Raw genomic sequence first — 14429 nt, 5'->3', positions numbered from 1 at the left:
ACAAAGGGGACCGCTGCCTCTGACATCCCGATCCACTGTACCCCGACGGATCCGCACGCTAGGACTTCGGCCATGATGCGCTTGTTTTCCCTCATCCTGATTCTGGCCCTCGGGTTCGTCGTTCCGGCGCAAGCCGCCTTCGAAACCAGGGCCACCGCCGCCTGGGTCTATGACGAGACCACCGGCACCGTGCTGCTGTCGAAGAATGCCCAGACCCCGCTGCCGCCGGCCTCGATGTCGAAGCTGATGACGCTCGACATGCTGTTCGAGGCACTGCGCGACGGTCGCGTGACGCTTGACACCCGGTTTTCGGTCTCGGCCAAGGCGGTCAGCATGGGCGGATCGTCGATGTTCCTGACCACAAAGGACCGCCCGACGGTCGAGGAACTGATCCAGGGGATCATCGTGCAGTCCGGCAACGACGCCTGCGTCGTGGTGGCCGAGGGCCTCGCCGGCACCGAGGAAGGCTTTGCCAAGCTGATGAACGAGCGTGCAAAGGCCATCGGGCTGCGCAATTCCTCGTTTGCCAATGCCAGCGGCTGGCCCGACCCGAACCAGAAGATGAGCATGGAGGACCTCGGGCTGCTGGCGCGGCGGATGATCGAGGAATTCCCGGAGTATTATCACTATTTCTCGATCAAGACCTTCGCCTTCGACGGCCGCGTGCCCTCGAACCACAATAACCGCAATCCTCTGCTCCACCTCGGGATCGGCGCCGACGGGCTGAAGACCGGACATACCTCGCAGGCGGGCTATGGCCTTGTCGGCTCGGCGGTGCAGGGCGACCGGCGGATCATCTTCGTGATCTCGGGCCTGCCCGACGATGCCGCCCGCGCCGAAGAGGCCGAAAGCGTCGTCAACTGGGCGTTCCGCCAGTTCGTCCAGAAGACCGTGGTGACCAAGGGCACGCGGCTGGCCGAAGTGCCGGTCTGGATGGGCTCGCAGCGCAGCGTGGCCATGATCGCGCCCGAGGATATCTCGCTGCTGGTGCCGGCCGTCGTGCGCGGCGGGATCGAGGCCGAGATCACCTATGAGACGCCGCTGCGCGCCCCCATTGCCGAAGGCCAGCAGATCGGCACGCTGATCGTCGACCTGCCCGACCTCGAGCGTCAGGAACTGCCGCTGACGGCTGCGACCGCGGTCGCCAAGGGCGGGTTCCTGCCGCGGGTACGCACCGCCGCCATGACCCTGCTTGCCGAGGTAACAGGCCAGGCGGCGGGGCTCTGATGCCGGCGGCGCCTGCCAAAGGCCGCGGCAGCTTCATCACCTTCGAAGGGATCGACGGGTCGGGCAAGTCGACCCAGGCCCGGCTGCTGGCCGATGCGCTGACCGCGCAGGGTCACGACGTGGTGCTGACCCGCGAGCCCGGCGGATCGCCCGGCGCCGAGGAGATCCGGGCGCTGGTTCTGCAGGGCAATCCCGACCGCTGGTCGCCCGAGACCGAGATCCTGCTGTTCACCGCCGCCCGTCGCGACCATCTGGAAAAGCGGGTCTGGCCGGCGCTGGACGCTGGCAAGGTGGTAATATCGGACCGTTTCGCCGACAGCACGCGGCTGTATCAGGGCGTCAGCCGCGGCGATCTGCGCGATCTGGTCGATCAGTTGCATGCGCTGATGATCGGCACCGAACCCGACCTGACCTTCGTGATCGACATGGACCCGGCCGAGGGGCTGGCGCGCGCCAAGGGCCGCCGCACCGCCGAGGAACGGTTCGAGGATTTCGGCGAAACGCTGCAACGCCGGATGCGCGAGGGGTTCCTGCAGATCGCCGCCGCCCATCCCGAACGTTGCATCGTGATCGACGGCAACCGGCCGGCCGAGTCCGTGGCGGCCGAGGTTCTGGCGCAGGCCCGCAGCCGGCTGCCCGAACCCGCCCTTGGTCCCGGCGCGGCGCGGTGAGCGACGCAGACGACATCCCCGAGCCCGACCGGCTGGATGGCGCCCCGCACCCGCGCAGCGCGGCGCGGGTCTTTGGCCAGTCCGCGGCCGAGGCCGGATTTCTCGATGCGGTGCGGGCAGAGCGCATCCACCATGCCTGGCTGATCACCGGGCCGCGCGGCATCGGCAAGGCGACGCTTGCGTGGCGGCTGGCGCGGTTCCTTCTGGCCACCCCTGTGGACGAGGGTGCGGGTCTTTTCGGGGCACCCGCGGGCCCCGACAGCCTCGACATTCCGCCCGACGATCCGGTCGCGCGGCGGTTGCTGGCGCTGTCCGAACCGCGCCTGTTCCTGCTGCGCCGGCCCTGGGACGCCAAGGCAAAGCGGCTGCGTCAGGAAATCACCGTCGACGAGGCGCGCAGGCTCAAGGGGTTTTTCGCGCTGTCGTCCGCGGACGGCGGGCGGCGTGTGGTGATCATCGATGCCGCCGACGAGATGAACCCGAGTGCCGCGAACGCGGTTCTGAAACTTCTGGAAGAGCCCCCTGCCCGCGCCCATCTTCTGCTGATCAGCCATCAGCCCTCGCGCCTTTTGCCGACGATCCGCTCGCGCTGCCGCGTCCTGCGCTGCGCCCCGCTGACCCCCGACGACCTTGCCGCGGCGCTGTCGCAGGCCGGCGCCCCGATGCCGGACGATACCGGCCCGGTCTCGGCCCTTGCCGCGGGTTCGGCCGGCACGGCGTTTCGGCTGCTGCAATCGGACGGGCTCGCGCTCTATGCCGATCTCGTCAGGCTGTTTTCGACCGCGCCGGGGGTCGACCGCCCCGCGGCCATCGCCTTTGCGAACCGGGCCGCCGGGCCTGGAAAGTCCGAACTGATGGATCAGATCGCGGAACTTCTGGCATTGTTCCTGTCGCGGCTTGCGCGGGCCGGGCTGTCCGGCCCGCCCATGCCCGAGGCTGCGCCGGGCGAGGCCGCGGTGCTGGCACGGCTCTGCCCCGACGCGGGGGCTGCCCGCCGCTGGGCAACCCTGTCGCAGGAACTGGATGCACGCCTGCGCCATGGAATGGCCGTCAACCTTGACCCCGCCGCGCTGCTGCTCGATACGATCCTCAGACTCGATGCGGGCGCCGACGGCACCGTGACCGCTCCCGCCTGATCATCCGGACCACCGCCATGCCCCAACCTCAGATCGTCGACAGCCATTGCCATCTGGATTTCCCTGATTTCGAGGGCGAACTGCCGGACGTGATCGCCCGCGCCAACGCCGCCGGGGTGACCCGTATGGTCACGATCTGCACCAAGCTGAAGAACGAACCCCGGGTCCGCGCCATTGCCGAGGCGCATGCGCCGGTCTTCTATGCCGCCGGCACCCACCCGATGAGCGTCGCCGAGGAACCGATGGCTACGGTCGAGCAACTGGTCGCACTGGCCCGGCATCCGAAACTCGTCGGCATTGGCGAAACCGGGCTCGACTATCACTACACCGTCGAAAGTGCGGCGATGCAGCAAGACAGCCTGCGCGTTCATATCGAGGCCTGCCGACAGACCGGACTGCCGCTGATCATCCATTCCCGCGACGCCGACGACGACATGGCCCGGATCCTGTCCGAGGAACACGCAGCCGGGCCCTATGACTGCGTCCTGCATTGCTTCAGTTCGGGGCCGGACCTGGCGCAGACGGCGCTCGATCTGGGATTTTACCTGTCGATGTCGGGCATCTCGGCCTTCCCGCGCTCGAAAGACCTGCGCGATATCTTTGCCGCGGCCCCGCTCGACCGGATCCTTGTCGAGACGGACTCGCCCTATCTGGCGCCGCCGCCGCACCGCGGACGGCGCAACGAGCCCGCCTATTCGGCCCTGACCGCAAAGGTCGGCGCCGAGCTTTTCGGGCTCGATTATGCCGATTTCGCGGCCCGCACCTCGGCCAATTTCGACCGCCTGTTTTCCAAGGCCGCCGCCTGGGCAAGGGCTGCTTGATGGCCGAACTTCGCTTCACCGTCCTTGGCTGCGGTTCTTCCGGCGGGGTGCCGCGGGTCGGCCGTGTCTGGGGCGCCTGCGATCCCGAAAACCCGCGCAACGCCCGCCACCGCTGTTCGCTGCTGGTCGAACGGATCGATGGCAAGGCGGTGACGCGGGTGCTGATCGACACCTCGCCCGACCTGCGCTACCAGTTGCTGGCCGCCGACGTGGGCGTGGTCGATGCCGTCGCCTATACCCACGGGCACGCCGACCACACCCATGGCATCGACGACCTCAGGATGATCGTCTTCACCCTGCGCCACAGGCTGCCGATCTGGGCCGATGCGGTGACCCAGGACAAGCTGATTTCGAGCTTCGGCTATGTCTTTGTCCAACCCGAGGGCTCGGATTATCCGCCGATCCTCGACATGCGAACAATCGACGGCCCCTTTACCATCGACGGCGCGGCCGGCCCGATCACGCTGACCCCGATCCGGGTGCATCATGGCAACATCGACGCGCTCGGGTTCCGCATCGGCGATCTGGCCTACATGCCTGACGTCAACGAGATCCCCGACACCGCCTGGCCCGCGCTCGAGGGTCTCGACTGCTGGATCGTCGACGCGCTGCGCTATGCCCCCCACCCGAGCCACGCGCATCTTGCGCGAACGCTCGGCTGGATCGGGCGGGCCGCGCCGCGCCGCGCCTATGTCACCAACCTTCATATCGACATGGATTATCAGACCGTGCTGGACGAGACCCCGGCCCATGTCGAACCGGCCTATGACGGGCTGACAATCCGCTACGACCTCTGATCGATGGGCGATCTGATTTCCATCATTCTCCCGGTCTTCCTGGTCATCGGATTTGGATACGCGGCAGTCTGGCGCAAGTTTTTCGGCAGCGATGGTGTCGACGGGCTGATGAAGTTCACCCAGAGCTTCGCCATTCCCGCGCTGCTGTTTCGCGGCATCTCGACCCTCGATCTGGGCAGCAACTTCAACCTGCCGCTGCTGTCCAGCTTCTATATCGGGGCCACAACCGGGTTTTTCGTCGGGCTGTTCGGTGCGCGGTATGTGTTCGGGCGGCCCTGGCAGGACAGCGTCGCCATCGGTTTTTGCGGGCTGTTCTCGAACTCGCTTCTGCTCGGCCTGCCGATCACCGAACGCGCCTATGGGGCGGATGCGCTTGGCGCGAACTATGCCATCATCGCGATCCATTCGCCGTTCTGCTACACGCTCGGCATCACCGCGATGGAGATCGTGCGCGCGCGTGAAACCGGCAGCTCGGCGCGCACCCTGCCGCGCATGGTGCTGCGGGCGATGTTCCGCAACGCGCTGATCCTTGGCGTGCTGTCGGGGCTTGCGGTCAACCTGACCGGTTTACAGCTGCCGCTGGTGCTGACCGATGCGCTCGATCTGATCGGTCGGGCGGGGCTGCCTGCGGCGCTGTTCGGGCTTGGCGGCGTGCTCTACTATTATCGTCCCGAGGGCGATCTGCGCACCATCGCCTTCATCGTTGCGGTCTCGTTGATCCTGCATCCGACAATCACATACCTGCTGGGCCGCTCCTTTGCCCTGCCCGAGCCGGCGCTGCGATCGGCGGTGATCACCGCGGCGATGGCGCCGGGGGTCAATGCCTATGTCTTTGCCAACATGTATGGGGTGGCCAAACGCGTCGCGGCCTCGGCCGTGCTGGTCGGTACCGCAGCAACGATCCTGACCAGCTGGGGCTGGCTGCAAATTCTGCCATAGCGCGACGGGCCTGCCATTGCGACGGGCCTGCCATTGCCGCGACGGGGGCAGCGCCCCCGCCCGGCGTGATCCGATCCCGCGCGCGGTCACCGGCAGGCCAGAAACCCCTGCGCCAGGTTCTGCAGCAGCGTGCCGTACATCTCGGGCCCCGGGTTCAGGCCGACCCCGATCGGGTCCAGCACCGTGGTCTTGGCCCCGGTGCCTTCGGTCACGGTCGCGACCAGTGCCGGGCTGAACTGCGGTTCGGCGGCGACGCAGGCGATGTCTTCGTCCCGCACCAGATCGCGGATCGCCGTGACCCGTGCAGCGCCGGGGTCGACGGCATCGCCGAGCGAAATCGCGCCCGCCGCCGTCAGCCCAAAGCGATGTTCGAAATACTGGAACGCGTCGTGAAACAGGATGAAGCGCATCCCCTGCACCGGCGCAAGCTCGGCCGCAAGCTGCGCCTGCTCGGCGCCAAGCCGTTCGACCGCCGCGGCAGCATTGGCACGATAAGTGGCGGCGTTGTCGGGATCGGCCGCTGCCAGCGCCTCGGCCATCGCCATCAGCCACGCCTTCGCGTTGTCAGGGTCAAGCCACATATGCGGATCGAGACCGTGATGGGAATGGGCGTGGCCCTCCTCGTCTGGCGGCTCTTGATCGCCAACGTGCTCTTCCTCCGCGTCGTGATCGTGCGGTGCAAAGGCCGCGCCCTCGCGAAAGCTCAGTTGCGTCACGCCCGGGACCTCGGCCAGTTCCACCACCTCGGCATTGCCGGCAAGGCTTTCCAGCGGCTTTTCCAGCCAGGGGGTCAGCGCCTCGCCGACCCAGAACACCAGATCGGCGTCGGCCAGCGACCGCGCTTCGGACGGGCGCATGGAATAGCCATGCGGCGAGGCCCCCGGCGGCAGGATCAGCTCCGGCGCCCCAAGCCCGGCCATAACCTGAGCTGCCAGCGACTGCACCGGCGCGATGTCGGTTGCCACCTTGGGCACCTCGGCAAACGCAGCCGACGCGCTCAGCATTGCGGTCAGCGCGAGTGTGGGGATAGACTGTCGCATCCTGAAGGTCCTTTCGATCTTGCTGAGGGCCGTCTAAATGATATGTTATAACACCGCAAGTTGAAAATGGACGCGAGATGGAACCGCAGCGCCACCCCACCGAACCTGTCGGCTTTGCCCGACACGACCATAGCCATTGTGTCGAGGACGCGTTGGCGGCGGCCGAGGCGCGCTGTCTTTATGAAGGGTTGCGCTTTACTCCCGTGCGGCGGCGGGCGCTCGAGATCCTGCTGGAACGGCATCGGGCGATGGGCGCCTACGAGGTGCTGGAGCGGCTGCAGGCCGAGGGGCTTGGTGCACAGCCGCCGGCGGCCTATCGCGCGCTCGACTTCCTTGTCGCCAACGGCTTTGCCCACCGGGTCGAACGGCTGAACGCCTTCGTCGCCTGCAATCATCCGGGCGAGGATCACATTCCCGCCTTCCTGATCTGCCGGTCCTGCAACCGGGTCGCGGAAACCGTCGCGCTTCCGGCCCGCGCGCAACTGGTCTCGGCCGCCGCTGCCTCGGGCTTCGAGGTCGAGCGTGTGCTGGTCGAGGCCGAAGGCCGCTGCGCCGCCTGCCGGCAAAGCGACAGCGAATGACATCGACAGATCCGATCCTGTCCGCGCGCGGCGTCAACGTGCGGCACGGCGCGCTGCAGGTGCTGCACGACGTCGACCTCGACATCTGCCGCGGCGAGATCGTCACCATCGTCGGCCCCAACGGGTCGGGGAAGTCGACCCTGCTGCGCACGTTGATCGGGGCGATCAGGCCCGATTCCGGCACCCTGACCCGGGCGCCCGGGCTGCACATCGGCTATGTTCCCCAGAAGCTGCACATAGACCCGACGCTGCCGATCACCGTGACCCGGTTTCTTGGCCTTCCACGCCGCCACCCGGCCGCGCAGATCGCCGATGCGCTGCACCATGCCGGCCTGCCGGACCTTGCGCAGCGGCAGATGTCGGCGCTGTCGGGTGGCCAGTTCCAGCGCGTGCTGCTGGCGCGCGCGTTGCTTGAAAACCCGGATATCCTGATGCTCGACGAGCCGACGCAGGGGCTCGACCAGCGCGGATCGGCTGCCTTTTACCTTCGGATCGCAGAGATCCGGCGGGAAATGGGCTGTGCGGTGCTGATGGTCAGCCACGAGTTGCACGTGGTGATGAGCGCCTCGGACCGGGTGATCTGCCTCAATGGCCATGTCTGTTGTTCGGGCACGCCCGAGGTCGTGGCCTCGGCCCCCGAATACCGGGCGCTGTTCGGCACCGGAACACAGGGTGCGCTGGCGCTCTACCGCCACACCCACGACCACGGGCACGATCACGACCATCCGCAGGAACATGCGCCCGTTGAGGACCACGCAATCTGATGTTCGACGACTTCCTTCTTCGCGCCGCCCTCGCAGGCGTCGGCACGGCGCTTGCGGCCGCCCCGCTTGGCTGTTTCGTGGTCTGGCGGCGGATGGCCTATTTCGGCGACGCCACCGCCCATGCGGCAATGCTGGGGATCGCGCTGGCGTTGGCGCTCGACGTGCCAACCTTTCCGGGCGTTCTGCTGGCGGCACTGGCCATGGGGGTGACGGTCAGTTCGCTCGGCGGTCGCGGTTTTGCGGCCGACACGCTTCTCGGCGTGTTGGCCCATTCGGCATTGGCCTTCGGGCTTGTTGCGGTCTCGTTCCTGCCCGGGGTGCGATCGGATCTGTCGGCATACCTGTTCGGTGACATCCTTGCCGTGACCCGCAGCGATCTGATGGTGATCTGGGCCGGCGCGGGGGTGGTGATCGCGCTGATCTCGTGGCGCTGGTCGGCGCTGCTGACCGGAACTGTGGCGCCCGACCTTGCGATTGCCAGCGGGCTTGACCCGCGGCGCGATCAGGCGGCGCTCACACTCGCGCTTGCCCTGACCGTCGCCGTGGCGATCAAGGTCGTCGGCGTGCTGCTGATCGCGGCGCTGCTGGTGATCCCGGCAGCCACCGCACGCAGCCTTGCACGCACGCCCGAGTCCATGGCGATCGCGGCGGGCGCGCTTGGCAGCCTTGCGGCCCTTGGCGGGCTTGCCGCGTCCTTCCGCTTTGACACGCCGACGGGTCCGACCATCGTTTGCGTGGCGACCTGCCTGTTCCTGATCTCGGTCCTGATCGGCGGCCGCCGGAAGCGGTAGAGATGGCCGCCGATCAGGCCCAAACCAATGTCTTCAAATGATTTTTCCGGGACCGGTTCGCACCTCCCTGCCACGTCGTCGCCCTTGGCGGCGACAGCCCTTCACGTCGATCATGTCACAGACCTCGCGACTCTGTGTTCCGTTGCCGCGCAAGTCAGCGCCATGCAAAGGTCGCGCCGACTACCCGAACGAACCTGCCGGGTGATCCGCAGACCCGTCCTTGCAACGGGCCGATTCTCGACAACGAAAGAGAGACAACAATGCTCGCTCCATTGACAAAACCGCTCGTCCAGCTGGTCGAACGGTACTTGCCCGATCCTTACGTACTGGTCCTTTTCCTGACCATCGTCGTCATGGGATCGGCTGTGATCTTCGAGGGAACCTCGCCCCTTGCCGTGGTGCAGATGTGGGGAGACGGATTCTGGAAGCTGCTCCAGTTCTCCATGCAGATGGTCTTTGTTCTGGTTGCCGGCTACATGATGGCCAGCACGCCGCTGGTCCGCCGCATCCTGAGCCGTCTTGCCGGCTATGCCTCGACGCCGAGAGGCGCGATCCTTCTGGTTTCCGTGGTCTCGCTCGGTGCAAGCTGGATCAACTGGGGCTTCGGGCTGATCGTCGGCGCGCTGTTTGCCAAGGAACTGGCCCGCAAGATCGAGGTCGACTACCGGCTGCTGATCGCCTCGGCGTATTCGGGCTTTCTCGTCTGGCACGGCGGTCTGGCTGGATCCATTCCGCTCGCGATCGCGACCGAAGGCCACCCCTTTGCCGCCCAGATGGGTGTGATCGGCACCTCCCAGACGATCTTCGCGCCGTTCAACCTTGCCATCGTCGCGTCGCTGTTCATCGCGGTGCCGCTGGTCAACCGGATGATGCTGCCGTCTGCGGCCGACAGCATCTATGTCGACCGCGCCAAGCTTGACGACGACATCATCGACGCCGGCGCGCCCGAAACGCCCTCCGACCGGATCGAGATGAGCCCGATCCTGTCCTGGATCATCGGCGCTGCCGCCGCGGTCTGGCTGGTGACCCATTTCCTGGCAGGCGGCGGGCTGACGCTCGATGTCGTCAACTTCCTGTTCCTGACGCTCGCGATTCTGCTGCACGGCTCGCCGCGTCATCTGCTGCTGAGCCTGCAGCAGGGCGTGAAAGGCGCGGCAGGGATCGTGATCCAGTTTCCGTTCTATGCCGGTATCATGGCCATCATGGTCGGATCTGGCCTTGCCGCCTCGATCTCGGACGGGATGGTTTCGTTCGCCACCGAACGCAGCTTCCCGTTCTGGACCTTCCTCAGCGCCGGCATCGTCAACTTCTTTGTCCCCTCGGGTGGCGGGCAATGGGCTGTGCAGGCGCCGGTGATCCTGCCTGCGGCCGCAGAACTTGGCGTCGATCAGGCCCGTGCGGCGATGGCCGTGGCCTGGGGCGATGCCTGGACCAACATGATCCAGCCGTTCTGGGCGCTGCCGCTGCTTGGCATTGCCGGGCTGCGCGCCAAGGACATCATGGGCTTTTGCGTGGTCCAGCTGTTTGTCAGCGGCATCCTGATCACGATCGGGCTGACCTTCCTCTGACCGCTACCGGGCCGGCCCCCGCGCATCCGGCGCGAGGGGCCGACCCTATCCTCCTCGACCTCCCGGCCTGCGCCTAGTCGGCCCAGTGCGCCCCGGTCAGGTCGTTGGCCTGGGTCGGTTCGTCGACCCACAGACCTTCCAGCCCGGCCTTGGCGACCGAGACCCGGGGAAGCTGAAACAGGAAGCCGTTGACGTAGTCCTTCGCGATAGTTTCCTGCGCCTGCTTCAGCAAAGCCGAGCGTTCGGCCGGATCGCTGGTGGCGTCGAGCCGGTCCATCAGATCCCGGAAGGCCGGGTTGTCATACTGAAAGTAATAGTCCGGCCGGGCATAGATGTTGATGTCGGCAGGTTCGGTATGGCTGATGATGGTCAGATCGAAATCCTTGCCCTTGAACACCTGTTCCAGCCACTGCGCCCATTCCATGTTGGTGATCTCGGTCTCGATCCCCACCGCGCGCAGCTCGGCCGCCACGATCTCGCCGCCGCGGCGGGCATAGACCGGGGGCGGCAGGGCAAGGCGCAGCTTCAGGTCGCTCTGCCCGGCCTCGGCCAGCAGCGTCTTCGACAATTCGGGGTCATAGGCAGACAGCGCCGTCAGATCCTCGTAATCCGGGTTGTGCGGGGCAAAATGGCTGCCGATGGGGGTGCCATAGCCGCCCATGGCGCCATCGATCAGTTCCTGACGGTTGATCGCATGGGCGATTGCCTCGCGCACGCGGATGTCGTCGAGCGGCGGCCGGGCGTTGTTCATGGCAAGGATCGTCTCGCCTTCGGTCGAGCCCTCGGTGACGCGGAACATCGGGTTGCTTTCGAACACGGCGAGGGTCTCGAAGGCGGGAAAGCGCGGAAAGGCGTCGATCTCGCCCGACATCATCGCCGCCATCGCCGCGTTCGGATCCGAGATGAAGCGGAAGCTCGCGTGGGCCAGCGCCGGTTCCGTGCCCCAATAGGCGTCGTTGCGGTCAAGCTCGACCCGGTCGCCCTGCGCCCAGCGCGAGAACACGAAAGGTCCGGTGCCGACGGGATGGGTCGCGGCCTGCGCGGCGGTCTCGGGCGCCAGGATCACCGCGTCGCCCCAGGCCATCTTGAACGGGAACGCACCATCGGGGCGGGCGAGCGTGACCACGACGGTCAGCGGATCGGGCACCTCGACGCTTTCGATGCCCGCGAACAATGCCTTCTGGGCATTGGTCGAGTCGGGCGCGCGGGCACGGTCGAGCGAGAACTTGACGTCCGCGCCATCCATCGCGGTGCCGTCGTGGAATGTCACGCCCTTGCGCAGATGGAAGGTATAGGTTCGGCCGTCCCCGGACACATCCCAGCTGGACGCAAGCCCCGGCACGATACTGCCGTCCGGGGCAAAGCGGGTCAGGCCCTCGAAGACATTGGAATAGACGATCTCGTCAATCGCCGCCGCCGCCCCGCCCGTCGGATCGAGGTTGGGCGGCTCGAGCGCGATGCCAAGCGAGACGCTGTCCTGCGCGGCCAGCGCACCAGAGACGGCAAGCCCCAGCAGGGCGGCAGCAGTGGGGATGAGACGGGTGAACATGGCGGGGCTCCCTTGGTGATCTCACGTGATCCTGCGCCCCACGTTAGCGGCAAGCGACCGTGGTTGGTAAGTCGAATTCCGGCCCGGTCCCTGCCTGTCCGGCAGGGTGGGAGGCCCGGAAGGCGGCGCGGAATTGCCATTCTCCACGCCGCAGGCGGTTGAATCCGGATCCCTGCTCAGGCTCTAAGATGGGAATGATGGAGAACCCCGACTGTATCCTGTGCCGCGGCCGGAACGCCGATGCCGAGCTTGATCGAATTGAGGTCTGGCAGGACGATCATTGGCGTCTGACAGTGGCGCTGTCATCCGAGGTCATGGAATTCGCCTATCTCGAACCCAAACGTCACATTTCGCACATCCATGCCCTCGACGGGGCCGAGGCGGCCAGCTTCGGCACCGCGATGGCAAGATGTTCCGAGGCCCTGAGATCGACGACCGGGGCCGATGTTGTCTACGTCTATATCTTCGGAGACGGCGTTCCCCATCTTCACGTGCATCTTGCCCCGCATCGCGACGGCGACGCACTGAACGACAGCATGATCCGGGGCGAAATCGTGGAAGAGAAGTTGCCAAATGGCATGACGTCCTTCCAGAGCGCGGAGTTTCCTCCGCTCCCGCGTGAAGATCTTGAGCAGATTGCAAACCGCTTGAGGCGCAAACTGAACGACTAGGCGACCTTCGGGCCACATCCCGCCTGGCTGCCGTGTGAGCCAAGGGCTCCTCGCTGCCACAACGGGCGGCGCGATACGCAAGCGAAACCCCGCCTCACATCGACAAGATAAAGGGGCCGCCCCTGACGGACGGCCCCCTCTAAATCGGCCTGTTGCCCGATCACTCGGGGGGGTTGAGCGAGATCAGGAAGGCATGGACATTGGCGGCGTCCTCTTCCTTCTTGACCTTCCAGGACATCTTCGAGCGCACGGAATCGTCGCCGGTGAAGGTTTCGAGGAACCCGCTGGTGTCCTGCAAATAGGCGGCGAGGTTCTCCTCGTTCCAGACCAGTTCCATTTCGGCCGCCTTCTGGATCCCGTCGCCATAGCGGAAGCCTTCGACCTGCGCGGCGGGCCCGCCGATCACGCCATAAAGGTTGGGGCCGGTTCTTGCCTTGCGCCCGGCGAGCGTCTCGCCATCGGGGTTCACGACGACATGGCAGGTTGCGCATTGCTTCTTGAACACCTCGGCGCCGGCGTCGACGTCCTGGGCTGCGGCAGGAACGGCCAGCAGGCCGGTCAGGATGGCGGTGGCGGTGGCGGTCAGGGATCGGATCATGGGGATTTCCTCGCTTTCGGTCATGGCTGGACACGGGCACCTTTGGTCCCGCTGGTTTCTGCCGATTGGCTTGTGAACGTCTTTCCCCGACCCACCCTAACGAAGGATGCGGCGCATTCAATCGTTCCAAGGTACAAGACGCCGAGGCATGTCGCCCCGTCGCGACCGCCCGCCGCAGGCTGTGCCCCGGCAGCCGCCAGCAGACGGGCGGCCTTGGGACATTTGCGCACGGGCAGGGCATCGCGGGCCCTCAAGGGCACCCTGTGGCACCATGTCGAGGTGAAACGCCGAAGCGCGGCTGCATAGTGGTCGCTAGGTCAGGCAGCGTCAGCGCGCGGTGCCGCGTCCGTTCTACCGCACCATCCATCCGGCACCGAACCGCCGTGCCGAGCACAGGTCCATGACCGAAGACATGATCCCCGCCTGGGTCGACGGGACCCTCCAGCCGATCGACAAGCTCGACGTTCATCGTCGGGGCCTGCGGCACAAGGCGGTGTCGGTCTTTGTCATGGATGGCGAGAACGTGCTGCTGCAACGCCGCGCCGCCGGAAAATACCACAGCGCGGGGCTGTGGTCGAACACCTGCTGCACCCATCCCCGCTGGCTTGAACCGGCCGCCGACTGCGCCGTGCGCCGGCTGCGCGAGGAACTGGGGATCACCGGCCTTTATCCCGCCCATCGCGACCGGCTCGAATACCGCGCCGATGTCGGCGACGGCATGATCGAACACGAGGTGGTCGACATCTTCATGGCGCTGGCCGAGCGCAAGATGCAGGTCACGCCGAATCCCGCGGAAGTGGCGCAGGTGGAATGGGTGGGGTTCTATGACCTGACCGCCGAGGTGGCGCGGCGGCCCGAACGCTTCACCCCCTGGCTGCGCATCTATCTGGGCGAGCACAAGGACCGGATCTTCGGCACGCTGATGCGGCCCTGAGACGCCCGATGCCGGGTCAAGCCATCGCGCATCGTCACCGACCGACGGACCCCGAAGCCTGACAGCCTATTGCGGCGCCATCAGTGCGCTGGCATCGATGTCGGTCTCGGCCTTGGCGCCGACCAGATCGGCGCCCTCGGCCACGGGTGTGGCGGCATTCGTGGCTGTAGGCGCGGTCGGCTGGCAGGCGGCGGCGGCCAGCACGAGCGGACCAAGAAGGATCGTCAGGCGCAAAGGGACCATGGAGCGTGTCTCCGGTTCGGGCAGATCGGGGTTCGGGCAGATCGGGGGCGGAACGTTGGATCAAACCTAGGGCTATCGCGGGCGCGCTGTCCACCTTGA

General features: G+C 66.5%; 16 protein-coding genes. 12 read left to right on the top strand and 4 right to left on the bottom strand.

Features of this window, described 5'->3' with window-relative positions:
• The first annotated feature begins 75 nt into the window (after positions 1-75).
• The 6 genes from DQG17_RS12170 to DQG17_RS12145 are packed head-to-tail and all read left to right on the top strand — an operon-like array spanning position 76 to position 5591.
• Positions 76-1227, top strand: coding sequence for a D-alanyl-D-alanine carboxypeptidase family protein (locus DQG17_RS12170; protein WP_116133184.1), 1152 nt, complete (start codon positions 76-78; stop codon positions 1225-1227).
• Positions 1227-1898, top strand: a complete 672-nt coding sequence (tmk, locus tag DQG17_RS12165; RefSeq protein WP_116133098.1) for a dTMP kinase — start codon at positions 1227-1229, stop codon at positions 1896-1898. Before DQG17_RS12170 ends, tmk begins: the two co-directional genes overlap by 1 nt.
• Positions 1895-3034, top strand: a complete 1140-nt coding sequence (locus DQG17_RS12160; RefSeq protein ID WP_116133097.1) for a DNA polymerase III subunit delta' — start codon at positions 1895-1897, stop codon at positions 3032-3034. The genes tmk and DQG17_RS12160 overlap by 4 nt, the downstream gene beginning before the upstream one ends.
• Positions 3035-3051: 17 nt before the next feature.
• Entirely contained in the window at positions 3052-3855 is an 804-nt protein-coding gene (locus DQG17_RS12155; protein WP_116133096.1) for a TatD family hydrolase, read from the top strand.
• Positions 3855-4652, top strand: a complete 798-nt coding sequence (locus tag DQG17_RS12150; protein WP_116133095.1) for an MBL fold metallo-hydrolase — start codon at positions 3855-3857, stop codon at positions 4650-4652. The genes DQG17_RS12155 and DQG17_RS12150 overlap by 1 nt, the downstream gene beginning before the upstream one ends.
• A 3-nt stretch (positions 4653-4655) precedes the next feature.
• Complete coding sequence (locus DQG17_RS12145) at positions 4656-5591, top strand: AEC family transporter (RefSeq protein WP_116133094.1); 936 nt, start codon at positions 4656-4658, stop codon at positions 5589-5591.
• An 86-nt stretch (positions 5592-5677) separates the two neighbouring features.
• On the opposite strand, the gene DQG17_RS12140 is transcribed toward DQG17_RS12145, so the two are convergent.
• Positions 5678-6631 carry a zinc ABC transporter substrate-binding protein gene (locus tag DQG17_RS12140; protein ID WP_116133093.1) on the bottom strand — a complete coding sequence of 318 codons (954 nt, stop codon included), beginning with the start codon at positions 6629-6631 and terminating at the stop codon, positions 5678-5680.
• 77 nt (positions 6632-6708) lie between these two features.
• Between DQG17_RS12140 and DQG17_RS12135 the strand changes: the two genes are divergently transcribed.
• From DQG17_RS12135 to DQG17_RS12120, 4 genes are all read left to right on the top strand, one after another.
• Positions 6709-7212, top strand: coding sequence for a Fur family transcriptional regulator (locus tag DQG17_RS12135; protein WP_116133092.1), 504 nt, complete (start codon positions 6709-6711; stop codon positions 7210-7212).
• Positions 7209-7976 carry a metal ABC transporter ATP-binding protein gene (locus DQG17_RS12130; RefSeq protein WP_116133091.1) on the top strand — a complete coding sequence of 256 codons (768 nt, stop codon included), beginning with the start codon at positions 7209-7211 and terminating at the stop codon, positions 7974-7976. Before DQG17_RS12135 ends, DQG17_RS12130 begins: the two co-directional genes overlap by 4 nt.
• Positions 7976-8767, top strand: coding sequence for a metal ABC transporter permease (locus tag DQG17_RS12125; RefSeq protein WP_116133090.1), 792 nt, complete (start codon positions 7976-7978; stop codon positions 8765-8767). Before DQG17_RS12130 ends, DQG17_RS12125 begins: the two co-directional genes overlap by 1 nt.
• A gap of 260 nt (positions 8768-9027) precedes the next feature.
• Entirely contained in the window at positions 9028-10335 is a 1308-nt protein-coding gene (locus DQG17_RS12120; protein ID WP_116133089.1) for a short-chain fatty acid transporter, read from the top strand.
• Between the two features lie 73 nt (positions 10336-10408).
• On the opposite strand, the gene DQG17_RS12115 is transcribed toward DQG17_RS12120, so the two are convergent.
• Positions 10409-11884 (bottom strand): ABC transporter substrate-binding protein, encoded by a 1476-nt coding sequence (locus DQG17_RS12115; RefSeq protein WP_116133088.1) that lies wholly within the window; start codon positions 11882-11884, stop codon positions 10409-10411.
• Positions 11885-12081: 197 nt separating this feature from the next.
• Between DQG17_RS12115 and DQG17_RS12110 the strand changes: the two genes are divergently transcribed.
• The gene (locus DQG17_RS12110; RefSeq protein ID WP_157973601.1) at positions 12082-12555 is read left to right on the top strand and encodes an HIT family protein; all 474 of its coding nucleotides are present in this window, start codon (positions 12082-12084) and stop codon (positions 12553-12555) included.
• Between the two features lie 160 nt (positions 12556-12715).
• Here DQG17_RS12110 and DQG17_RS12105 read toward each other — a convergent pair whose 3' ends face one another.
• Positions 12716-13153, bottom strand: coding sequence for a cytochrome c family protein (locus DQG17_RS12105; RefSeq protein WP_116133183.1), 438 nt, complete (start codon positions 13151-13153; stop codon positions 12716-12718).
• A gap of 400 nt (positions 13154-13553) precedes the next feature.
• On the opposite strand from DQG17_RS12105, the gene idi reads away from it, so the two are divergent.
• On the top strand, positions 13554-14087 hold the full coding sequence (gene idi, locus DQG17_RS12100; RefSeq protein ID WP_116133086.1) for an isopentenyl-diphosphate delta-isomerase: 534 nt from the start codon (positions 13554-13556) through the stop codon (positions 14085-14087).
• 66 nt (positions 14088-14153) lie between these two features.
• Here the strand turns inward: idi and DQG17_RS21685 are convergent, their stop codons facing one another.
• Entirely contained in the window at positions 14154-14330 is a 177-nt protein-coding gene (locus DQG17_RS21685; RefSeq protein ID WP_157973600.1) for a hypothetical protein, read from the bottom strand.
• Between the last annotated feature and the right edge of the window lie 99 nt (positions 14331-14429).

The sequence above is a fragment of the Tropicimonas sp. IMCC34043 genome (assembly GCF_003390845.1).
In the GTDB taxonomy this organism is placed as follows: Bacteria; Pseudomonadota; Alphaproteobacteria; order Rhodobacterales; family Rhodobacteraceae; genus Tropicimonas.
The sequence above is the reverse complement of the archived record's forward strand: the minus strand, read 5'-3'. Positions and strand labels throughout refer to the sequence as shown.